This is a genomic window from Microbulbifer maximicatervae (SeqCode) (assembly GCF_052467815.1).
In genome coordinates this window covers 1,610,997-1,634,182 of sequence record NZ_CP174326.1, presented here as the reverse complement: position 1 = coordinate 1,634,182, position 23,186 = coordinate 1,610,997, and the positions used below count along the sequence as shown (strand labels likewise).

The 23,186-nt window shown below is 50.2% G+C and carries 18 protein-coding genes; 5 read left to right on the top strand and 13 right to left on the bottom strand.

Features of this window, described 5'->3' with window-relative positions; all coding sequences use genetic code 11:
- Positions 1-39: 39 nt before the first annotated feature.
- The 6 genes from ACJJIW_RS07085 to ACJJIW_RS07060 form a co-directional block, all read right to left on the bottom strand.
- Complete coding sequence (locus tag ACJJIW_RS07085) at positions 40-615, bottom strand: OmpA family protein (RefSeq protein ID WP_444936990.1); 576 nt, start codon at positions 613-615, stop codon at positions 40-42.
- 86 nt (positions 616-701) lie between these two features.
- Positions 702-1,349: an HAD family hydrolase gene (locus ACJJIW_RS07080; RefSeq protein WP_282930693.1), complete on the bottom strand. Its 648-nt coding sequence runs from the start codon at positions 1,347-1,349 to the stop codon at positions 702-704.
- A gap of 14 nt (positions 1,350-1,363) precedes the next feature.
- Positions 1,364-1,729, bottom strand: a complete 366-nt coding sequence (locus ACJJIW_RS07075; RefSeq protein ID WP_282930692.1) for a hypothetical protein — start codon at positions 1,727-1,729, stop codon at positions 1,364-1,366.
- A gap of 44 nt (positions 1,730-1,773) precedes the next feature.
- Positions 1,774-2,520: a 16S rRNA (uracil(1498)-N(3))-methyltransferase gene (locus tag ACJJIW_RS07070; protein WP_282930691.1), complete on the bottom strand. Its 747-nt coding sequence runs from the start codon at positions 2,518-2,520 to the stop codon at positions 1,774-1,776.
- A gap of 131 nt (positions 2,521-2,651) precedes the next feature.
- On the bottom strand, positions 2,652-5,783 hold the full coding sequence (locus ACJJIW_RS07065) for an efflux RND transporter permease subunit (protein ID WP_444936989.1): 3,132 nt from the start codon (positions 5,781-5,783) through the stop codon (positions 2,652-2,654).
- Positions 5,783-7,033 (bottom strand): efflux RND transporter periplasmic adaptor subunit, encoded by a 1,251-nt coding sequence (locus tag ACJJIW_RS07060; RefSeq protein ID WP_282930689.1) that lies wholly within the window; start codon positions 7,031-7,033, stop codon positions 5,783-5,785. Before ACJJIW_RS07060 ends, ACJJIW_RS07065 begins: the two co-directional genes overlap by 1 nt.
- A 294-nt stretch (positions 7,034-7,327) precedes the next feature.
- Between ACJJIW_RS07060 and ACJJIW_RS07055 the strand changes: the two genes are divergently transcribed.
- Positions 7,328-9,682 (top strand): Tex family protein, encoded by a 2,355-nt coding sequence (locus tag ACJJIW_RS07055; protein WP_444936988.1) that lies wholly within the window; start codon positions 7,328-7,330, stop codon positions 9,680-9,682.
- A 64-nt stretch (positions 9,683-9,746) separates the two neighbouring features.
- Here the strand turns inward: ACJJIW_RS07055 and ACJJIW_RS07050 are convergent, their stop codons facing one another.
- The 5 genes from ACJJIW_RS07050 to ACJJIW_RS07030 form a co-directional block, all read right to left on the bottom strand.
- The gene (locus ACJJIW_RS07050) at positions 9,747-10,412 is read right to left on the bottom strand and encodes an RluA family pseudouridine synthase (protein ID WP_444936987.1); all 666 of its coding nucleotides are present in this window, start codon (positions 10,410-10,412) and stop codon (positions 9,747-9,749) included.
- Positions 10,413-10,562: 150 nt separating this feature from the next.
- On the bottom strand, positions 10,563-11,393 hold the full coding sequence (gene metF / locus ACJJIW_RS07045) for a methylenetetrahydrofolate reductase [NAD(P)H] (protein ID WP_444936986.1): 831 nt from the start codon (positions 11,391-11,393) through the stop codon (positions 10,563-10,565).
- Positions 11,394-11,457: 64 nt separating this feature from the next.
- The gene (ahcY, locus tag ACJJIW_RS07040) at positions 11,458-12,834 is read right to left on the bottom strand and encodes an adenosylhomocysteinase (RefSeq protein WP_369974263.1); all 1,377 of its coding nucleotides are present in this window, start codon (positions 12,832-12,834) and stop codon (positions 11,458-11,460) included.
- A 107-nt stretch (positions 12,835-12,941) separates the two neighbouring features.
- Entirely contained in the window at positions 12,942-14,162 is a 1,221-nt protein-coding gene (metK, locus tag ACJJIW_RS07035) for a methionine adenosyltransferase (RefSeq protein ID WP_282930687.1), read from the bottom strand.
- Between the two features lie 72 nt (positions 14,163-14,234).
- The gene (locus ACJJIW_RS07030) at positions 14,235-15,191 is read right to left on the bottom strand and encodes a metalloregulator ArsR/SmtB family transcription factor (protein WP_108734975.1); all 957 of its coding nucleotides are present in this window, start codon (positions 15,189-15,191) and stop codon (positions 14,235-14,237) included.
- A gap of 258 nt (positions 15,192-15,449) precedes the next feature.
- Here ACJJIW_RS07030 and tkt point away from each other — a divergent pair, with 258 nt between their 5' ends.
- Together tkt and ACJJIW_RS07020 are read left to right on the top strand one after the other, a co-directional pair.
- Positions 15,450-17,450, top strand: coding sequence for a transketolase (tkt, locus tag ACJJIW_RS07025; protein WP_282930686.1), 2,001 nt, complete (start codon positions 15,450-15,452; stop codon positions 17,448-17,450).
- A 109-nt stretch (positions 17,451-17,559) separates the two neighbouring features.
- Positions 17,560-18,564 carry a type I glyceraldehyde-3-phosphate dehydrogenase gene (locus ACJJIW_RS07020; protein ID WP_282930685.1) on the top strand — a complete coding sequence of 335 codons (1,005 nt, stop codon included), beginning with the start codon at positions 17,560-17,562 and terminating at the stop codon, positions 18,562-18,564.
- A 389-nt stretch (positions 18,565-18,953) separates the two neighbouring features.
- Here the strand turns inward: ACJJIW_RS07020 and ACJJIW_RS07015 are convergent, their stop codons facing one another.
- Positions 18,954-20,957 carry a hypothetical protein gene (locus ACJJIW_RS07015; protein ID WP_444936985.1) on the bottom strand — a complete coding sequence of 668 codons (2,004 nt, stop codon included), beginning with the start codon at positions 20,955-20,957 and terminating at the stop codon, positions 18,954-18,956.
- Between the two features lie 503 nt (positions 20,958-21,460).
- Positions 21,461-22,597, bottom strand: a complete 1,137-nt coding sequence (locus ACJJIW_RS07010; protein WP_444936984.1) for an aminopeptidase — start codon at positions 22,595-22,597, stop codon at positions 21,461-21,463.
- A gap of 71 nt (positions 22,598-22,668) precedes the next feature.
- On the opposite strand from ACJJIW_RS07010, the gene ACJJIW_RS07005 reads away from it, so the two are divergent.
- Both ACJJIW_RS07005 and ACJJIW_RS07000 read left to right on the top strand, forming a co-directional pair.
- Positions 22,669-22,902, top strand: coding sequence for a hypothetical protein (locus ACJJIW_RS07005; RefSeq protein ID WP_413663788.1), 234 nt, complete (start codon positions 22,669-22,671; stop codon positions 22,900-22,902).
- Positions 22,903-23,012: 110 nt separating this feature from the next.
- A complete protein-coding gene (locus tag ACJJIW_RS07000; RefSeq protein ID WP_282930681.1) occupies positions 23,013-23,186 on the top strand; it encodes a DUF3149 domain-containing protein in 174 nt (57 codons plus the stop codon).

The window sequence follows — 23,186 nt, the reverse complement described above, 5'->3', positions numbered from 1 at the left end:
CTATCCTAAGCTAGCTCTTCACCTGCAAGCTGTTCGGGGTTAGCGCCTCGGCAGTTTGCTGGGAACACGATCAAAATTTAGTACCCGGATCATCAGGCGGCGGTTCTCCCGCTTGCCTTTCTCTGTCTCATTATCCGCAATCGGATCAGTATCGCCGTAGCCCTGGGCTTCCATACGGTCAGCGGAGACGCCCCGCTCTATCAGGAAATGCTTTACCCAATCCGCTCTGCGCTGGGACAGGCTGAGATTCTTTTTCGCATCGCCGCCACTGTCTGTATGCCCCTCAATGGAGATTCGCATCTCTGAAAAATCGCGCATGATCACCAGCAAGGCTTCCAGATCGGCAATGGTTTCTATGCGGGGAGCAAAACCACCGGGATCAAACTCCAGGCGCAGGCGGAATGTATCGCCTATTGACCGATTATTTCCCCGTAAAAACCTCACCAGCTCATCGGCAAAAGGGGCCGCTTTACGGGCAGTCCTTTCACTGTCACCCGACTGTATTCCATCGACAGGTTCGAGCGTATATTTCTTTGGGGATTCAGACTGATCGCAGCCCACCAGGGTAAAGGCCAATAAGAATAGGCAACTGGCAGACAATAATTTACCCGCCATAGGTACAGCTTCCGGTTTCTCGACGTCAAATTCAGTGTAGAACAGCAAAAGCGCTGATCAACCGGAAGCCTCAGCCACTGTGGCCGTTAAATAAAGTTCAGAACCGCCATCATGTCAGTGACTACCCGGGCACCCTGCTGTTCCAGCTGGGGGCCCCGCACTGGGTGAGCGCTGTAGCCAACCACGCGCATACCTGCAGAGACCGCCGCAGAGACACCGGCAATGGAGTCCTCCACTACCAGACAGCGCTCCGGCGCCACCCCCATGGCATCTGCCGCGTGCAGGAACAGCTCTGGCCAGGGCTTGCCCCGGGATACATCGTCGGCACTAAAAATCCGCCCGTCGAAATAATCGTACAAACCGGTCTTATTCAGTGTCAGCTGCATTTTCTGGTGAGAGCCCGAGGAGGCCACGCAGCTGCGCAGACCCAGCTGTTGCAGTTGGTCGAGCAGGCCTTCAATACCCACAACCGGCTGTAATTCCTGCTGGAACGCTTCGCGGATACGCCGCTCCGTATTGCCAAAATAATTATCCGGTAGTGGTCCGCCAAAGCGCTTCTCGATTTCCACCAAGCAGTCCCTGGCCGGGCGACCGCTGAACTGCTCGTCCAGCTCCTCGGCGGTGGTCTGCAAGCCCAGGCGATTCATTTCTTCTGCCAATATGCGACAGACGATGCTCTCGCTGTCTACCAGCACACCATCACAGTCAAAAATAATTAAATCGGTAGAAGACATGGGAACCTACATCGTTAACGCGCAGAGAGCAGCATCAGGCCGAGAATGACACCGATGACGCCGCTAATACGCAGGAAATTTTCATTGCCACGGGAAATTTTAACCGCTAATTCTTTGCCCCGCTCAAAACCAATTTGCAGCATATAGGCACCACTCAATAGCACCAGTACGCCGAGGGCATTGAACAAAATATACCAGTGGCGAGTGTCTGCAATTAGTAAAAGGATCAGGCCAATAATAATTCGCGCCCAGGCGGAGAGGGCATAGCCAGTTTCGTTAAGCCGCTCGCTGAGGCTTTGTGCCAGCTTCGGCTTGGCAATAATCGCCAGTGATAACACAACGATGACAATGCCCAACAACCAGATAAATGCTTTTATCATGCTCTTCTCTCCCTGAATACTCTCGAGTCCAATCCTTCAGTGACTTACAAATCACCCCATTGAAATTGCAATACCGACAATGCTGCTATCGGCGCTGTCTCAGTGCGCATCACCCTTGGTCCCAAGCGCAGAGGCATAAAATCCTGCGCCAGTGCCGCATCGATTTCCACCTGCGATAGCCCGCCTTCTGGACCTACCAGTAGCAGGGCGGATTCCGGTGTACCGCGCTCCGCCTGCCATTGGCGCAGATCCAGCTCGGTGCGGTGATGCAGTACCAACTTGGCTTGGGGCTCAGCTTCAGCAGATTCACTCTGTAAATACTGCGCCAGCTTTATCGGTTCGGCAATCTCCGGCACCCGGTTGCGCTCACACTGCTCACAGGCACTGATAGCAATCTGGCGCCAGTGACCCAGTTTTTTCTGTAAGCGGTCCCCGGACAGCTTCACTTCACAACGTTCGGTAAACAGCGGCTGTATCGCCGCCACTCCCAGCTCAGTGGCTTTCTGTATCACCCAATCGAAGCGATCGCCACGGGAAATACCGATCGCCAGGGTCAGTGCCAACGGTGATTGGCGATCCTCTGCACAGTACTCTCCCGTGCGCGCGCGCGCCCGTTTGCCGGTCTCGATCAACTCCGCCGTGTACTCACCGCCATTGCCATCAAAAAGAACTAAGGGGTGGCCCGCATTCAAGCGAAGTACTTTTACCAGGTGACGGGAAGCCAGCTCATCCAGGTCTACTTCTTGATCGGAAGCCAGAGGCTGCTTGGAAAAAATACGCGGGATGCGCATGGGAGAATCCTATTCAAACACCATAAAAAAGCCGACAGGAATGTCGGCATTTTGCTGGCAGTTAGTTTAGGCATTTATACCCCAAAGGCGCAATGGTGAAGGCGATCCACCATTGCGCCTGGATACCCGCGCTACACAGTCTCCAATGAGACCGGGGTATCGTCTTCTACTGCAACTTTGTGCTTCGGGCGTAACTTCTCAATAACTTTGTACAGGTTGGGGACCAAGATCAAAGTCACTGTCGTTGCAAACAGTACACCGAATGCCAGGCTGATCACCATCGGGATCAGGAACTGGGCCTGGATTGAACGCTCGAACATAATCGGTACCAGACCAATAAAGGTAGTAATCGAGGTCAGGATAATCGGGCGGAAACGATCCCGGCCCGCGTGTACTACCGCATCCATCACCGCCATACCCTGAGCGCGCAGCTGATTAATACGATCCATCAATACCAGATTGTCGTTCACAACCACGCCCGCCGCTGCGAGGAAACCGAGCATCGACATAATGCTGATGTTGTGCCCCATCAACAGGTGGCCAACTAAAGCACCGAAGAATCCAAAAGGTACAGCAGTGAGGATCAATAGCGGCTGAGAGTAGGAGCGGAAGGCAATCGCCAGCAATGCGTAAATAGCGAACAAAGACAGCACAAAGAAGGCCAGGATAGCCCCATTAAATTCCTCTTCTTCCTGCATTTCTCCTGCGGTTCTGAGAGAGAAGCCGGGGAACTGACGCTCCAGTTCAGGTACCAGGGTCTCGCGCATATCCTTAAGGATATCCTGCGTGCTGGAAGTATTCGGTGTTATTTCAGCGGTTACCCGAACTGTGCGTTCGCGGTCGTTGCGGCGAATCGTGGTGTAGCCTGGCACATAAACCGCATCAGCTACCGCTGAGAAGGGTACCTCCCCATCGTTGGTACGGATACGAATACGGTCCATCTGCTCTTCACTGGCGCGCTCCTCCATGGGGTAGCGAACCATTACGCGAACATCCTCACGACCACGTGGGATACGTTGAACCTCCTCACCATAGAAGCCCTGGCGAACCTGCCTGGCCACATCTGACAGGTTAATGCCCATCGTGGTAGCGTAAGGCTTCAGCTGGATTTCAATATCCCGACGGGCGCTGGTCAGGTTATCGCGCACATCATAAACACCGACATAACTATCCAGCTTTTCCTTAACTAGGTCAGCCGCAGCACGCAGTTCCTCCATATCCCCCGAGGCAGTGCTCAGGTTTAGACTCATACCATTGCCGCTATTGTTAATAGTGGCATCAATATTCATATCTTCGACACTAGCTGGTAGTTCGCCAATCAATTCGCGCCAGCGCAGCGCCAAAGATTCAGAAGTAACATCACGCATCTCTCCATCGATGAGCTGCAGGGTTACATAGATGTTGCCTCGCCAATTGAAAACCAAGGAGTTCTCCAAGAAAGGCTCACCCTTGTTCTGCTCCAGCATTCCCTCATCAGATTCCAACTTATCAGCGGCGCTAAGTACCTGCTCCATTACCCGTTCAGCTTCACTGAAAGGCTCACCAGAGGCCATTGAAATTCGCAATTGCAATAAATCAGAGGGGACCTGGGGGGAGAATGAAGAGCCCACATAACCGCTCTGAAAAACAGCGATCGACAAACCAAGCGCCAACATAAAGCTCATTACTGTGGTTCGGCTATTGCTGAGGGACTTCTTCAGCAGCGGCAAGTAATACTTGTCGCCAGCAGTTTTCATAGCGCCGGCAAAACGCCCACGCACTTTCTGTAACTTAATTCCCAGTGTCGACTTGGCTGGCTTCTCAGGCTTCATGCCTACCAAGTGAGCCGGCAGGATTAACAGGGACTCTACCAGCGAAAACACCAGACACAGCAATACCACCACCGGCAGGGCCAGCATCATCTGTGCGGTGACACCGGGCAGGAACAGCATGGGAATAAAGAACACCATGGTGGAAGTCACGGCAAAAATTACCGGCGAAGCTACCTGCTTCACCCCTTGCTCGGCCGCAGCTAAGCCAGATTCACCTCTATCGTGGGCAGCATGCACGGCCTCTCCCACAATAATGGCGTCATCCACCACAATCCCGAGTATCAACAGGAAAGCGAACAGCGACAGCATATTCAGACTGACGCCGGTCACCGGCAACAGCCAAAAAGCACCAAGGAAAGCGACAACAATACCTACGGTTACCCACATGGCCAGTGCCGGGCGCAGGAACAGCATCAGCATGACAAACACCATGGCAAAACCGCTCAGGGCATTGGTAGTCAGCAGATTCATGCGACCTTCAAATGCCTTGGAGAAGTCGAACCAGACATCCAGTTCCATACCCGGAGGCAATTGCTCGCGAGTCTCTTCCAGGAAATCTTTGATTCGCTCTGCCGTTTTCACCACATCCAGGGGCTCGCCCTGAATAATGCGGAGGTTCATGGCAGGATTGCCATTAAAGCGAATAACGTTGTTGTATTCCTCAAAGCCATCCCGCACTGTCGCTACATCACGCAGTAACAATACAGAGCCATCAGCACGGCTAACCACGGGAATGCGCTCAAAGTCTTCAGCGGTATAGGCTTGGCCTCGGGTTTGAACCTGGATATCACCGCGATCCGAGCGCACCATGCCGGCAGGCAGATCCAGAGAGGAGCGGCGCACCGCATCGGCAACCTGATTAAAGCTCAGGTTATAACGACGCAAATCCAGCTCGGAAACTTCAATAGATAACTCGTCCGGCCGATCACCCCAAACATCAACGCGGCGCACACCCGGAATCAAGTTGAGCTTGTCGCGCAGATCTAGAGTTGTCTCCTTAAGCTGACGCTCTGAAACCGGACCGCCGATAGCGATCATCATTAATTCGGCATTAGCTTCGATCAAGCGAATAACAGGACGTTCAATACCATCCGGAAAGGTGCTGATACTGTCCACCTGCACCTTAATATCGTTGAGCAGGCGCAGTTCGTCGTAACCATCCATCGCCTGAACTTCAATAGAAGCATGGCCCCGCCGGGAAGCGGAATTCACTTCCTTAATACCTTTTACTTCGGAGATTGCTTCCTCAACACGTACAGTTACCTGCTGCTCTACTTCAGCAGGACCGGCACCAGGATAGGAAATATCCACATCGACAATACCCAGCTGCACCGTTGGGAATACTTCCCGATCGATACCGGATATACCAAAGAATCCGCCGATGATAATCATGATCATCAGCAGGTTTGCCGCCTTACTATTGCGCGCAAACCAAGGGATGATTCCGTTCATTACTTGCCTCCCTGGGAAGCATTACTAACGCCTCCGGCATCACCCGCAGCTGACAACTTGGCGGGCTCAGCAGAATCCTCTGAGAGGCTACCCAGACCCGCAGGCCGCTCATTGAGAGGATTGGCGGTAAGCACCATACCTTCACGGGAGTAGCCCAGACTCGAAACAATAACCCGATCGCCTACAGCGATATCGCCGCGCAGCCAGATTTTGTCTCCCACGGTTTGCAGTAACTCTACAGTCTTGTAACTCAACTGGCTCTCTTCATTCAGCACCAGCAAGTGATCCCCTTCGTGCAGTGCTTGGCGCGGTAATTCCACAACATCATCAAAAGTTTTACCGGCGATGTCGGCCTCTACAAACAGGCCATTCATCAGCGGAACCTCTCCCTCGTAGGGGTTTTGAACCTGGGCAACAGCAAAGATAAAGCGGCTATTGGGGTCAATACTGGCCTCGGTGCGCACCAGCTGTGCGCGCCACTTATGTTCACGACCGGCTACCACGGCCTGCAAGCGCACGGCGGGGCCATTCTCGATGGATTTACCCAGGGGCAGGTTGAGCAGTGCTAATTGCTGATCAGTCAGGGGAAGGCGAACTTCGGCAATGCCGGTGCTGTGAATTTTTGCTAGCGGCGTGCCGGGGGTAATGTACTGGCCCAAATCTACATAGGTCTCCACAACACGACCGGCAAAGGGCGCTTTCAATGTGGTACGTGCTAAATCCAGCTTGGCTTGATCGCGATCGGCCCGTGCAGCCTCCACCGCCGCCTTGGCCGCCTCTAGGTGGGGTTTGCGCAGGAATAAAGCGTTGGCAGCCTCTGACCCCAAGTCGCGCCACTCGCGCTTGGCCTGCTTGGCATGGCCCTGCTCCTGTGCAAGGGCAGACTTGGCATCTGCCAATTGAGCTTCTGCGCGGGTAACCTGATACTGGTAATCAGCTTGCTCAAGCTGCAGCAAATTGGCGCCTTTTTTGAAGAAACCACCGGCAACAAAGGCTTCATCGACACTTTCAATCACACCACCAACTCGGGCAATCACTTCGATTTCATGGCGGGCATGTACAGTTCCCTGGCTGGGAACCAACAGTGTCTGACGACTGGGCTCTATATAGAGGACATCAGCCATTGGCGGTATCACTGCCTCCGGTGGTTTTTCCTCCGGCTTTGGCTTCAATACAACCACCGCAGCAATAACAGCCACCCCGATTAACAATACAATGAATAACAGCTTGTTTTTACTCGAGACTTTCACAGGTACCCTCTACCCCGTTCCCTGACCTAAATTGGTCAAATTTTAGTTAGCACGCATTCTACTGAAGTTCGACGCAGATAAGGCGCAATTTGGATGCAAACTGCCGCACAAGTTTGTGTCCTGCCGCAAACCTTCCTCGCTGCGCTCGGGTAACGCATAATGCCGACCCGAAATTACCCCTGTAATGGCCCTCTCGTTTACCCGCTACAAACCACGGAAACTGAAAGGCTACTTACTGGTCCAACGTCGCCCCTAAAGGTACGAAATTTCCCGGAAAACGGATGTAAACATCAAATGCTGGATATCAACGTTCGCATCGCCGAAGAACTCAATGTCAGACCACAACAGGTTACCGCCGCAGTATCCCTGCTCGATGAAGGGGCCACAGTCCCATTTATTGCGCGCTACCGGAAAGAAGTGACAGGGGCCCTGGACGACACCCAGCTGCGCACCTTGGAAGACCGACTGCGCTATCTGCGCGAACTGGAAGAGCGCCGCGCTGCCATCCTGAAAAGCATCGATGATCAGGGCAAGCTGACCCCGGAGTTGTCACAACAAATCAACAGTGCCGACACCAAGAATCGCCTCGAAGATCTCTACCTCCCCTACAAACCCAAGCGCCGCACCAAAGGACAAATCGCCATTGAGGCTGGACTGGAACCGCTGGCCGACGCACTGACCAACAACCCCTCCCTCGACCCTGCAGCCGAAGCAGAGCAATACCTCAATACCGACAACGAAGACGCCTCCCTTCACGTCAAAGACATCAAAGCCGCTCTGGATGGAGCCAAATTTATCCTGATGGAACGCTTTGCCGAAGACGCCGAGCTGCTGGGCAAGCTACGTGAATTCCTCAAGCGCGATGGACAGGTGAAATCCAAACTGCTCGAAGGAAAAGAAGAGGAAGGGGCCAAGTTCCGCGACTATTTTGAATACGCCGAAGACTGGTCCAAGGTTCCCTCGCACCGTGCCCTGGCTATTTTCCGCGGCCGCAACGAAGGCGTACTCGCTATCAGTGTGGGCCTCGCCGAAGAAGAAGGGGCCTCCCCAACCGCCAGCCACCCCTGCGAAGCCATGATTGCCCGCCATGTGGATATCATCGATGAAGGTCGTCCTGCAGACAAATGGCTCGGCGAAGTGGTGCGCTGGACCTGGCGAATCAAGCTGCTGACCGCACTGGAAACTGACCTGATGGGTGAGCTTCGCGAGAAAGCAGAGGAGGAGGCCATCAAGGTATTCTCCCGAAACCTGAAAGATCTGCTGCTGGCAGCTCCGGCTGGGCAAAAAGCCACCATCGGCCTCGACCCAGGCCTGCGCACCGGGGTCAAAGTCGCCGTGGTCGATACCACCGGCAAGATACTCGATCACACCGCCATATTCCCCAACCCGCCACAGAATCGTCACCAGGAGTCTGCAGCGGTTATTGCCGCCCTGTGTAATAAATACAATGTGGGCCTGATCGCCATTGGCAACGGCACCGCCAGCCGTGAGACCGACAAATTTGTCGGGGAAACCATTAAACAATACAAGCTGACGGCTCAAAAAGTAGTGGTTAACGAAGCCGGTGCTTCCGTTTACTCCGCCTCTGAATTTGCTGCGCGGGAATTCCCGGATCTTGATGTGACTATCCGTGGAGCTATCTCCATCGCCCGCCGTTTGCAGGACCCGCTGGCAGAATTGGTGAAAATCGAGCCCAAATCCATTGGTGTTGGCCAGTATCAGCACGACGTTTCCCAGACTCAATTGGCTCGCTCATTGGACGCCGTGGTTGAAGACTGTGTAAACGGTGTCGGCGCTGAGCTGAACTCCGCCTCTGCACCGCTGCTGGCTCGGGTTTCCGGCCTAACCGCATCTATTGCCAACAATATTGTCAGCTACCGCGACCAGAACGGCGCATTCAAAAATCGCAAGCAGCTAATGGAAGTTCCGCGTTTGGGCCCCAAGGCATTTGAACAGGCCGCCGGCTTCCTGCGTATTAATAACGGTGAAAATCCGCTGGATAAATCCGGTGTGCACCCCGAGTCCTATATCGTGGTTAAACGCATTGCCGAAAAAAACAGCCGTGAAATTAACAGCCTTATCGGCGACTCCGGCTTCCTGCGCCGACTGAATCCGGCAGACTATACCGACGAAAAATTCGGTGTACCTACCGTTACCGATATTATCGCCGAACTGGAAAAACCCGGCCGTGACCCGCGCCCGGAATTCCGCACGGCCAAATTTGAAGAGGGCGTAGAGGAAATAAAAGATCTGCGCCCGGCAATGGTGCTCGAGGGGACCGTCACCAATGTCACCAACTTCGGTGCCTTTGTGGATATCGGTGTTCATCAGGATGGCCTGGTACATATCTCTGCTCTTTCAGAGAAGTTTGTTAAAGATCCCCACGAAGTCGTAAAAGCCGGTGATATTGTCAAAGTTAAAGTGATGGAAGTGGATGTTGCCCGCAAACGTATCGGCCTTTCCATGCGCTTATCTGACGAGCCTGGTGAGCAGGGTAGTGGCGGCATCAAAAAGGGTGACCAGCGCGAAAACCGCCAAGCCCAACGCTACAATAAGCAGCAGGGCAACCGCTCCCAGAAAGGGGGGCAAGGTAATGGCCGTGGCAGCATGGGTGATATTTTGATGGCGGCGATGAAGAATAAAAAATAACCGATAAAAAGGGCGGCCAAATGGCCGTCCTTTTTATATCTCTCTGACAACCCCTCTTGCCATATTATTCAATTAAAAACTCTCCGGGCAACTCACTAGTAAAATGCAATGCTTCTCCACTTACAGGATGAGAAAATTTCAGCTCGCTAGCATGTAACAGTAACCTCGAAGCCCCCTTCAATGCATCAGGGTGGGCATAAAAGGGGTCCCCCAATATTGGATGTCCTATTACCTGCATATGCACGCGGAGTTGGTGAGAGCGTCCAGTAACTGGCATAAGTCGAATCAAGCTACTGTTTTCAGAGCTGGAGACTTTCTCCCAGCGGGTTAGAGATGGCTTGCCCTCGGCAAAATCTACTTTTTGCCTCGGCCTATTTGGCCAGTCACAAATAAGGGGTAAATTCACTTCACCACTTACATTTTCAGGCACACCCCATACTCGCGCATAGTAGGTTTTCTTAACTTCACGATTTTGAAATAGAGCACTCAGCGCCTTATGTACCTCAACACTGCGCGCCATTACGATTAGTCCTGAAGTATCCATATCCAATCGATGGACAGTTAATGCATCTGGATATAGTGATTGCGCTCGACTAGCTAAGCTGTCTTTATGATCAGCACTTCTTCCCGGAACACTGAGAAGCCCGCTGGGTTTTTCTAAAACCAGTAGTGCTTCATCCTCATATAGTATTGAGAGGAATGGTTTCAGGGGGGGGTTATAATTCCGCATTTATACCAACCTACCGGAATTTAAAAATATTTCAGATGGCCCAGAAAAGATACTAAATTTCCAGCCAGTAAACTCTGAACAAACGATATGCAAATTTCAATCAATGTTTCATAAACAGAAACTCGAAAGCAATAGCTTTCGAGTTTTCAATTAAAGCTTGAGGCTTTTTAAAATCTTAGTAACGATTGCATCCTGATTCATTGTGTAAAAATGTAAACCCGGTGCACCTCCCTCTAATAAGGTCTCGCAGAGGTCGGTAACAACCTCTAATCCAAGCTTTCGAATGTCTTCAGGATCACGGAAGCTTTCCATGCGTTTAACCAACCACCTCGGAATTTCCGCACCACAATTGCGAGAGAAACGCACAAGGTTGGCAAAATTAGCTATCGGCATAATACCTGGATAAATGGGCGCATCGATACCCGCTTTTTCACACTGATCAATAAAGTAAAAATAGGAATCCGGGTTATAGAAATATTGAGTCAGTGCGCTATTAGCACCTGCCTCAAATTTACCTTTTAAATAGCGAATATCATCATCATAGCTGTTCGACTCCGGGTGGATCTCTGGATAAGCAGCTACTTCAAGATGAAATTGATCACCGGTATGTCGGCGAATAAAGGCGACTAATTCATTCGCATAAACCAGTTGCGCCACTGCACCCATACCCGACGGCATATCACCACGCAGTGCAACTATTCGATTAATTCCCACCTCTTTATAATCATTTAACAAACCCAGTATTGCCTCTTCATTATCACCACCAAACGACAAATGTGGGGCAATTGAAATACCATCTCGCCGCATATTGGTAACAATACTCGACGTTGTCTCTCTCGTGGTACCACCGGCGCCATAGGTAACAGAAAAGAATTCAGGGTTAAATGCCTGGAGCGCTTCGCGAGTTTTGTATAGCTTTTCGCGACCCTCTGGCGTTTTAGGAGGGAAAAATTCGAAACTTATGCGAATGGAGTCTTTCATTATATTTCTCCAACCCCGCACAATTCAGGCGCCGGCAATGCCGGCACCTCTTAGTTAGGGGCTATTAGTACTTATAACTTTCAGGTTTGAACGGACCTTCAACTGAAACACCGATATAGTTAGCTTGTTGCTCGGTCATACGGGTAATAACACCACTAAAACCCTCAACCATATAGCGTGCAACTTCTTCATCCAGGTGCTTGGGCAGTACTTTTACATACAGCGCTGAAGTTTTTTGATCTGCCGGTAAGTCAGCAAACTTTTCTTTGAACAAATGGATCTGGGCGAGAACCTGGTTGGCAAAAGAGCCATCCATGATGCGGCTCGGATGGCCAGTAGCATTGCCGAGGTTTACCAGACGACCTTCAGAGAGCAGCAACAAGTGATCGTTGGTTTCGCTATTGCGAACCACCTTATGTACCTGCGGCTTAACTTCCTGCCACTCCCAGTTTTCACGCATAAAGGCGGTGTCGATTTCATTATCGAAGTGACCAATATTACAAACCACCGCACCACTCTTCAGGGCGGAAAGCATGTGGGCATCGCAAACATTCACATTACCGGTTGTAGTAACGATCAGGTCTGTATTGGCCAGCAGCTGTTTGTTAATACCCTCAGCAGTACCGGTATTAACACCGTCGATGTAGGGGGAAACCAGCTCGAAGCCGTCCATACAAGCCTGCATCGCACAGATCGGGTCCACTTCAGAAACCCGTACGATCATGCCTTCCTGGCGCAGGGATGCTGCGGAACCTTTACCTACGTCGCCGTAACCAATAACCAGCGCTCGCTTACCAGAGAGCAAGTGGTCAGTGGCGCGCTTGATGGCATCGTTGAGGCTGTGGCGACAGCCGTATTTGTTGTCGTTCTTGCTCTTGGTCACAGCGTCATTGACGTTGATCGCAGGAATCTTCAGGGTGCCTTCGCGCAGCATATCCTGCAGACGGTGTACGCCGGTGGTGGTCTCTTCACTCACACCGTGGCAAGCATCGAGAAGTTGCGGGTATTCGCGGTGCAGCAGCTCGGTGAGGTCGCCACCGTCGTCCAGAATAATATTGGGTTGCCAGCCGGCAACATCGGCACCAATAGTGCGCTCAAGGCACCACTCGTACTCTTCTTCAGTTTCACCTTTCCAGGCAAATACGGGGATTCCGCGCGCAGCAATGGCGGCAGCGGCGTGATCCTGGGTGGAGAAAATATTACAGGAGGACCAGCGAACTTCAGCACCTAGTGCGACCAGGGTTTCGATCAGCACTGCAGTCTGGATCGTCATGTGGATACAGCCCATGATACGGGCACCCGCCAGCGGCTGCTCTGCGCGGTATTTCTCACGCAGAGTCATCAGTGCCGGCATTTCACCTTCTGCAATTTCAATTTCACGGCGCCCCCACTCGGCCAGGGAAATGTCCGCGATTTTGTAATCTTTAAATTCAGTGCTCATTTGATTCATCGTTTTTGAGTCCAAAAATTATCAGCTTGCCGAGTGGTACCCAGCATATTTTGTGTGCCCGCGCTTTTGGCCCGGGCATGAATATTTATTTCTGAAACTTAGAGGCCGGCTTGGGAGCGGAGCGCATCCGCTTTATCAGTTTTTTCCCATGGGAAAGCAGTAAAGCTCTCACTGCGTTCCTGGCCATTGCTGTCGATCCAGTTGTAAGTGTGGGTAAACGGATCGCGACCAAAGTGACCGTAAGCTGCGGTCAACTGATACATCGGGTGCAGCAGATCGAGGGATTTGGAGATGGCGTAAGGGCGCAGGTCAAAGTTTTCGCGCACCAGCTCTACCAGCTTATCCTCTGGTACCAAACCGGTTCCAAAAGTATTAATTGCTACGGAAGTCGGCTCGGCGACACCGATGGCGTAGGAAACCTGAATCTCACAGCGCTTGGCCAAGCCTGCTGCGACAATGTTCTTAGCTACATAGCGACCCGCGTAAGCGGCAGAGCGATCAACCTTGGAGGGATCCTTACCGGAAAATGCACCGCCGCCATGGCGAGCAGAGCCACCGTAAGTGTCAACGATAATCTTGCGCCCGGTGAGACCGCAGTCCCCAACTGGCCCACCAATAACAAAGTTGCCCGTCGGATTAATATGGAACTTGGTGTCTTTATGCAGCCATTCCAGCGGCAAGGTGTTGTGAACAATCAACTCCATCACTGCATCGCGCAGATCTTTTTGGCTGACATCCGGGTTGTGCTGAGTTGAAAGAACAACCGCATCGATCGCACAGGGGCGACCCTGTTCGTCGTAACGGAAGGTCAGCTGGCTTTTTGCATCGGGACGCAACCAGGGAAGCAGACCGGATTTACGCACTTCAGCCTGACGCTCAACCAGACGGTGGGAATAGTAGATCGGTGCAGGCATAAAGGTGGGGGTTTCGTTGGTCGCATAACCAAACATTAACCCCTGGTCCCCAGCACCCTGGTCTTCCGGCTTAGCGCGGTCTACACCCTGTGCGATATCCACAGATTGTTTACCGATCACATTGATAACACCACAGGTCTCACCGTCATAACCCACGTCAGAAGAGGTGTAGCCGATATCGGTGATAACTTTACGCACCAGCTCTTCCAGGTCTACCCAGGCAGAGGTGGAAATCTCACCGGCAATAACAGCAATACCGGTTTTCACCAGGGTTTCACAGGCAACCCGCGCCTGCTTGTCACGGGCCAGTAGAGCATCCAATACAGCATCGGAAATCTGGTCGGCAATTTTATCCGGGTGCCCCTCAGATACGGATTCTGAGGTAAACAGTCTGTATTCACTCATTTTGAGGTCTCCATTGTCCCGCCGCAGCGGTTGAATATCTTTTAACTTCAGGCTGTGCCTGACAAACCCCCGTCAGGGCTTAATAAACTCTCTTATCTGGATCTGAAAGCCGTTGCGCAGGGCACTATAAATACTGCGCCCATCTTGCAGGCCGGCAGTCGCGGCCCAGTCACTCAACTGCTCTGGAGCAAAACCCAGCCATAAATCTCCGCAGGCCTCTCTGGCCCAGTCCTGGCTGTGTTCTTGCAATTCTGCAATTAAAAGCTGCCCGCCCTTTTTTAGGGCGCCGTGCAAATCGTGAAAAATTTGTGCCGGGTCAGGAGTGTGGTGCAGCACCATGTTCACCACGATGGTGTCGGCACTGGCCGGCCGTGCAGCAGCAGCGCGAGTATCGCTACAGACAAACTCGATATTTTTAATACCCTGTTCATCGGCAAAAGATTGGGCCCGCTCCAACATTGCAGAAGATAGATCCAGTGCTGTCACTGTCGCGAAACGCTGAGCCAACTCCTGTAGAAATTCACCTTCTCCAGGCCCAACTTCCAAGGCATGACGACCAGGTTTGAGCAGCTGAGCCACCTGTGGCCCGTATACGTCATAGCTGGCAATCAATTCCTGCTGCTCGCGAAAGCGGTTGCCGTAATCGGCAAAGAAACGTCGCGATGCTTCCGCTCTCTCCTCAGAAATCCGGGATACCGCCTGCACCCGCACATCGGCCAGAGGCAAATGATCCAGGTTGGTAAAAAGCTGTGCCAGCAGTGGAGTAGCTGCAGTGCGCCGGTAGAAAAGGTTATTACCTTCGCGGTGCTTGTTTACCAGACCTGCCTGGGCGAGCACTTTCAAGTGATGACTCAGGGCCGGTTGGCGCAAATCGAAGATTCGGCACAGCTCTAAAACACTGTAAGAATCCTGGCTGAGCAGGCGCAATATTTCGAGCCGCAGGGGATCTCCGGCGGCTTTCAGGGTCAAGGCCAGCTGAGGAATTGCCTCGGCTGGACTCAGTTCGGGTGCTGGCTCATTTTCAGACATGGGGCGAAGTCTAGCAGGGGAGCACACCTATATCAAAATGTTTTGATATAGCTTTATTAAATATTTTTGATATAGATGTTAATGGCGCCGCCTAATGCATAGAATTGGAAGTTTGTTGCTGCACTCAACAACAAATCCCCAACCAAAGCTTTGCGCGGGGCCGCCCTTTACGGGAAAATACGCCACCATTTTGTTGTTGCGGGAATCTGCCGGCAGAGCAGCGCCGCACCCTAGCTAAGAAACCAGAGAGCTCTTCTTATGTCTTCTACTCCCTCTCGCGCTGATAAGGCCAACGCCATTCGCGCCCTGTCCATGGACGCGGTCCAGAAAGCCAAAAGTGGCCACCCCGGTGCGCCCATGGGTATGGCGGATATCGCCGAGGTGCTGTGGAATGACTACTTAAAGCACAACCCGGCCAACCCCAACTGGGCCGATCGCGACCGCTTTGTACTGTCCAACGGTCACGGCTCCATGCTGCTTTATTCCCTGCTGCACCTGTCCGGCTATGACCTGCCGATAGAAGAGCTGCAGAACTTCCGCCAACTGCATTCCAAAACTCCGGGCCATCCCGAATACGGTTATGCCCCTGGTGTAGAAACCACCACCGGCCCACTGGGTCAGGGCATCACCAACGCTGTTGGTATGGCAATGGCGGAAAAGATAATGGGTGCCCAGTTCAATCGCCCCGGCTATGAGCTGGTAGACCATCACACCTATGTATTCCTGGGCGATGGCTGCCTGATGGAAGGTATCTCCCACGAAGCCTGCTCCCTGGCCGGTACTCTGGGCCTGGGCAAGCTGGTCGCCTTCTATGACGACAACGGCATCTCCATCGATGGTGAAGTGGAAGGCTGGTTCACCGACGACACGCCCAAGCGCTTTGAATCCTACGGCTGGCACGTAATTCCCAATGTGGATGGCCACGATTCCGCCGCTATCAAAGCCGCTATTGAAGAAGCTCGCTCTGTCACCGATAAGCCCACCATTATTTGCTGCAAAACCGTGATCGGCTTCGGCTCCCCGAACAAACAGGGGCGCGAAGAGTGTCACGGTGCACCGCTGGGTGACGAAGAGATCGCCCTGGTTCGAGAAACCCTCGGTTGGGCCCACGGCCCATTTGAAATCCCCGAAGATATCTACGCTGGCTGGGATGCCAAAGCCAAAGGTGAAGCCCAGGAAGACGAGTGGAAAGATATCCTCGCCGATTACCGCGAAGAATTCCCGGAGCTGGCAACCGAATTTGAGCGCCGTATGAGCGGTGAACTGCCTGCGGACTTCCTCAGCAAAGCAGATGAGTACATCAAAGCTTGCCAGGGAAGTGCAGAGAAGATCGCCTCTCGTAAAGCCAGCCAAAACGCTCTCAACGCCTACGGCCCGCTGCTGCCCGAATTCCTCGGCGGCTCCGCCGACCTGGCTGGCTCCAACCTCACTATCTGGTCAGGCTCCAAAGGCATCAGCGCCGAGGATGCCTCCGGCAACTACATCTATTACGGTGTGCGCGAATTCGGTATGAGCGCCATTATGAATGGTATCGCTCTGCACGGTGGTTTCGTGCCCTACGGCGCTACCTTCCTGATGTTTATGGAATACGCCCGCAACGCTGTGCGCATGGCCGCACTGATGAAGCAGCGTGTGGTCTTTGTCTACACCCACGACTCTATTGGCCTGGGCGAAGACGGCCCGACTCACCAGCCGGTAGAACAGCTCAGCGCCTTGCGCGCCACTCCGAACCTGCACACTTGGCGCCCCTGTGACGCCACTGAATCCGCAGTGAGCTGGAAGATGGCTATCGCGCGCAAAGAGGGCCCCAGCACCATGGTCTTTAGCCGCCAGGGCCTGGCTCCTCAAGATCGCGACAGCGCACAGCTGGCTCAGATTGAGCGCGGTGGATACGTACTGTCCGACTGCGAAGGTGCTCCTGAAGCCATTATTATTGCCACTGGCTCCGAGGTAGAGCTGGCGATGGCGGCCCAGGAGAAACTGGTTGGCAAGAAAATTCGCGTTGTTTCCATGCCCTGTGCCGAGTTGTTTATGGAGCAGGAAGAGGCTTATCGTGAGTCCGTACTGCCTTCTTCTGTACGTGCACGAGTAGCGGTAGAAGCGAGCCACAAAGACTACTGGTATAAGTTTGTCGGTTTCGATGGCGCTATTATCGGTATGGAAACCTTTGGCGAATCTGCCCCTGCCGGCGACTTGATGCGCTACTTTGGTTTCACTGTGGACAATGTGGCTGAAGCGGTAGAAAAACTGCTGAAGTAATACTGTTCTCTCCACTGAATATCATTTAGGTATCAACCCCGTGCGGCACTGGCTCAACGCCGCACGGGGACGCTTAGCTGACATTTTTTCTCCTGCCTAAAGTTGTGCTATGACCACTAGAATTGCCATCAATGGCTACGGCCGTATCGGCCGCTCCGTTTTGCGCGCACTCTATGAGTCTGGCGCCCGCGATAGCTTACAAATAGTCGCCATCAATGAACTGGCTGACTGCGACACCATTGCACACCTGACAAAATACGACTCCGTCCACGGCCGCTTCTCAGGCGAAGTTTCTGTGCATAAAGATATCCTTGAGGTTAATGGAGATTCTATTGCCGTTACTCATTGCGAGCGATTAGAAGATCTGGATTGGTTGCGGGATCAGGTAGATATCGTACTGGAATGTACTGGCAGCTTTAAGCAGCGACGGAGCGCAGAGCTGCACCTTGCCGCAGGAGCCACGAAAGTACTATTTTCCCAACCCGCCAGCCGCGATGTCGATGCCACGATTGTTTACGGGGTAAACGACCATATTTTAAATGGCAAAGAGCAAATAATTTCGGCAGCCTCCTGCACAACTAATTGCAGCGTGCCGGTGATTGCTGCTCTGGATAAGGCCTTCGGTATAGAAGCTGGAGTCATTACTACCATCCATTCTGCAATGAATGATCAACCAGTAAGTGATGCCTATCACCATACTGATCTGAGAAAGACACGCTCAGCAGTAAGCTCGGTTATTCCTGTTGATACGGCTTTGGCCCGGGGTATTGAGAGAATATTACCTAACTTGGTCGGCAAGTTTGAGGCGCAAGCCCTGCGAGTGCCCACAGTCAACGTTTCCGCGATTGATTTATCCGTTTCACTGCAAAGAGAAGTCAGCCGGGAAGATATTAATGCCCTATTAAAATCAGTTTCTAAATCTGAATTTAATGGTGTGTTAGGTTTTACCCAAGAACCTCTCGCATCCTGTGATTTTAATCACGATCCCCGATCCGGTATCATCGATGCGAGCCAAACTCGTGTAGCCGGTAATCGATTAGCCAAGATTCTGATTTGGTTTGATAATGAATGGGGATTTGCGAATCGGATGTTAGATTTAGTAAAAATGATCTAAAAAGCATCTATACATCATTATTCGGCAAGTTACTGATACAGCGTTTTAAGCTAGAAAATATACTCTGGGAGTAATGTTTATGGCACAGACTTAATAACTAGAAAAATAATGATAAATAGTATGAGTGTTGAGCTCGATATCAGGTGCCGGTTGCACCTCTAGGCGAGTTATAATCTGCGAACTTAAATATCAGCACCTAAAAACACCACCGCATCAAAAACAATAATAATGGATAAAATACTGAATTAACTTATATTTAATTCTGATCTGGGATAATTAGAGATACACCAAATCACCTATCTAATTTTTGGATCAATACAAAATGGCGACACAAGGTGCCGCCAGTAAATAATAATTCAGCTGGCTATGGAAACCATATCTTTAGATATTTAAAATGGCCTTTCTGATAACTTAATCAAGCCCGAATGGTAAACTCTATTAGTACTTAAAACATGCTCATCCACATCTATATCTTCGTCATAAAGGCTAAGATAAGCATCTTCAAAATATTTTACATTATATTGAAACCAATACTTATCAGCACTATCTATTTGATGGATGTCCCATTCACGCTCTTGGAAAAGAGCACACTCTGCATCAACCTCTGGATTCCAAGAGTCTGATATACAGGGCTCAGCCACAGACTCAGACCTGTAAAATCTGATAGACAGATTACCGTTATCCTTTAATTTCCAGAGCCCAACTAGCTCCTGACGCTCACTATCTTCAATAGCACCGTTATTATCTAAATCATTAATAGATACCGTTGAAATATTACCATCTGCCGAAATATCGAAATAGAACCTATTGAGAGGGTTGAAGAAATTTTTCGGATATAGATAAACACCTTTAATTTCGCTATCAGCCCAGTTTTCAACATCCTTTGAAAAAATAGTTGATATTGTGGAGGAGTGCAGTCCATCTGGAGACACTCTTTCTACAAAGGAATTAAGAATTTCCCCATTTTGAAAATTTAATAGAGAGAAATATAACCTTTCATTATCAGAAAAGTTAACGACGAGGCGATCAGAATCATCTACAATCCATACAGCAGAGACATCACTCTCAATTATTTCTCCATTACCGGAAGCAACGGGAATTTTAATATTTACATTGCCGCCATTCTCAAAATCACCTGCGAAACTCATTTTTAATGACTTAAGTGTAGAAATAGGCTGGAAGTTTTCAGTGTAGTTCACTACCTCCCCATCTCTATCAGGAGTTGGCATACTATATGAATTACCAATAACCAGTATATCTTTCGGACTCAAAAGATCAGATTGGCGAACACTGTTTGCAGCAATATAATTTGTCTCAAATATATCATCCGACTCAGCCCAATCAGGGAATTTAAGAGTATCGGAAGTTTCTAAAACTACCATTCCTTGATTTTTAGAATCCAACATCCAGAACAATCGGTCGAACTGCCTTTCCCTCACAGCGGAAAGATAATACTCTCCAACTTTCATAGGAATACGCTCTACAAGGGGCTCTACAGACTCCAAAGATATCCCCTCAGGCCCTTGAGTCCAAGTCAATTCAACTAACCCACTGCCATTGAGATACTCACCTGTTCCATTTGTATTTAATGTAATTCTTCCGCCTTCAGATGGAAGGTAATATGTTCCCTCAATAGGGTTTAAATTATTGCTAGAAGTGCCTAAAAAGCCAGCTTCTTGGGCCATAGCAACCTTAACTTCTTTAAATAAACCCTCCATCTGATTCATAAACATAGATACATATTGAGATGAAAGATCAAAATCTGAAGCAAACTGATAGGTATCTTCTACTTCTTCAGGTATTGATATACCTCTCTCTGAGTAATCTATAAATATTTTTATTGCTGCAGCGACAGAAAAGGCTCTTTCAGCATCAACTTTTTTAAATACCTCATCCCACTCATCAGAAGACTCAATAACTGAGTCACTTTCCGATTCTAATATTGCTGAAATAGCGGTAGATACGCTGCTAATATTTACAGCATGACTTTCAGATTGTTCAAGAACACCATCATCTCCAGCGATTTCGACTAAATAACTAAAAGTCCCTAGGGTGCTCGCAAATTTAACCTTGCTATCTTCTTGAGAAGTGGCAACAATTTTAACAACTTCATCTGACTCAGATTCATCCAACTCGATATCAGCCGTATAGCCACCATCGCTACTGGAAAATGAGGAAACTAATGAGTCACCTATGAATATTTCAATATCAGCGCTTGTAGTTGGCCCATCTATCAAGGTGCCATGAATAGAAAGCGAAACTCCCTCCTCACCACTTCCACCACTTCCACCACTTCCACCACTTCCACCACTTCCACCACTTCCACCACTGCAGCCTACTATTAAGCTAACAACGCAAGCCCCTAAAAGCTTCGATAATCCGTATCTGTTCATTCTACCAAACTATTCCTTTACACAACTTAACAAAGGGCAGCACTATAAATTTTCTAGTGGGAAAAATCTATCAACAAAAAGTCAATCCTGACAAAACCCAATCTGTACGAAAGTGCAGTAAAATCGGAAGGGAGATTCTTAAATAACTACTATAAGTGTAGATAATTAATTGGACAGAAGGGATAGACCTCAACCATATAAACGTCTATTAACCTATCACATCAAATAACCTCAGATATAAAATCAGATACATATACCCAAAGCTTGAACAATGACGTTTACAAATATATAAAAGTGTATAATTTAAAAAAATGGACTGACGTATTAAAATGATGCCCGGGCAGCTAATGTTATCCCCCAAAGAAAAAATCAAACATAGCTATTTCTTTACTAAATAAAGCGTATCGAGATACCATACACTTACTATTTCGCGACACCTAAATTCAACATGAAGATAAAAATACGATTGTTAAATAATGGAAATACTTAGCCCATTTAAGAAATTAATTCCCATTATGAATACAGGCTATCACATCACTATCAATACTCTGCGTTGATATTTTATTTTCTCGTTTATACTCAACAGCCAACTGCAACAGGCTCTGCTCTCTATCTTCCTTGTCAAGCTCACCCAATCTTTCAGCTGCATGATAAAAATCTTCCCAACCATTACTATTAATATAAAGCTGACGAAAAGCTGGAACCAAAGATTCATATTCTGCAGCCAAAGCCAAAGTAGCATTATTGGTTTTCTCTATATAAGCTTGGTAGCGCGCGGGGTAAGACCACTCTGCTGCCATACGCCAATAGCAACGCCTCAATCGACTCAGAATTTCCTCCTTTTCTTGGCGCTTCTCCTCATCCGGCAAGTTGGATTGGTAAACTGGTTGAAGCTCTTTACGCGTCGCTGTCATTAACTGTCGTACCGCCAGTGCCTGAGCCTTAGTCTCCTCAGCAGAACTCGAGAGACCTTGGCTACGAAGCCAATCAGGTAGGGCAATTTCGGACACTGCTGTAGCAAAGCTCTCATTAAAGCGGGTATCACCCGGCACATAAACTCTTCTGTGGGCCAACTCATGAAATAAGAGCCCCGCTAGTCTCTCCGGTGTCCAATTCACAAAGCTTGATAACACAGGATCGTTAAACCAACCCAGGGTGCTATAGGCCGGAACGGCTCCCAGGTAGACATCGTAACCCTGGTTCCGCAGGCTGTTTGCTTTGGCAATAGCCGCTGATTTGCGGAAGTAGCCCCTATAGCTAGCGCAACCGGCTATGGGGTAACACCATCGTTTGGGGCTCAGGGAAAACTCTGGTGCGGCCAAGACATTCCATATCGGGTACTCATCATCGAGCTGCACATAGGAGCTATAGGCTTGCCCCACTGGTAGTTTTAACTCCTGTGCTGCATAGGCACGGATTTCCTGAACGAGCTGTAATTGCTTCTGGAGTTGATCACTGGCATTGCCGTCTTGAACCAGCTCTTCAATCGGCTGCCGGGCAGAGAGTATCCGCAATTGACCGCTTGCAGCCTGGAAGTAATAGCCCGCAGTCTCGCACCCGTAGAGCCCTAACAATACTAATACGAGCAGCCAAACTCTGGGGCGCGCTAAAAACCTAAGATCAGAAATACTGATATACACTCTTTTTCCTATTAGTATTTTTCTTAGAGAAACCCACCAGTCAAACGATTCCATGTGCAAAAGGTTATTCCATGTCACCAGTGGCAGCCGTCTTAACAGTATTTGCGCTGGTTTTAGGTGCTGTTGCCTGGTTGCGACTGCTATTTATTGGTTTTAGTCGCGACCCCTTGTCGGGGCTGATAGCACTATTTATGCCACCTTTGGCGCTTTTGCTGCTTCTGCCTGACAGGCGAGAAAATAGTGATCTTTATTCTTTATGTGGCGCGTCCTTACTCTGCCTGCTAGCAGCCTTGACCCTGCGTTGACCAACCCGTCGTTCTTACAATAAGTTGATCCAGCTTGATTTAGGTCAAGAGATTTCCATTACAGCTCCCTAGACTGCATAGGTGAAGCATTAGCCTATTTGGAGAGAAAAATGGATGCTTTAATTGACCTGTTTACCAGCTTTTCTGGCCTTCTCAGCTTGGCCGTTATTGCCTTTATATTCCTGATGGCAGCGTTTTTCGTTCGCTTGGTTCGCAACAATGTTGAAAAAGCTGTTGCCGAACAGGAACGCATCGCAGCACAAGCAACCGGTTCCAATAAATAG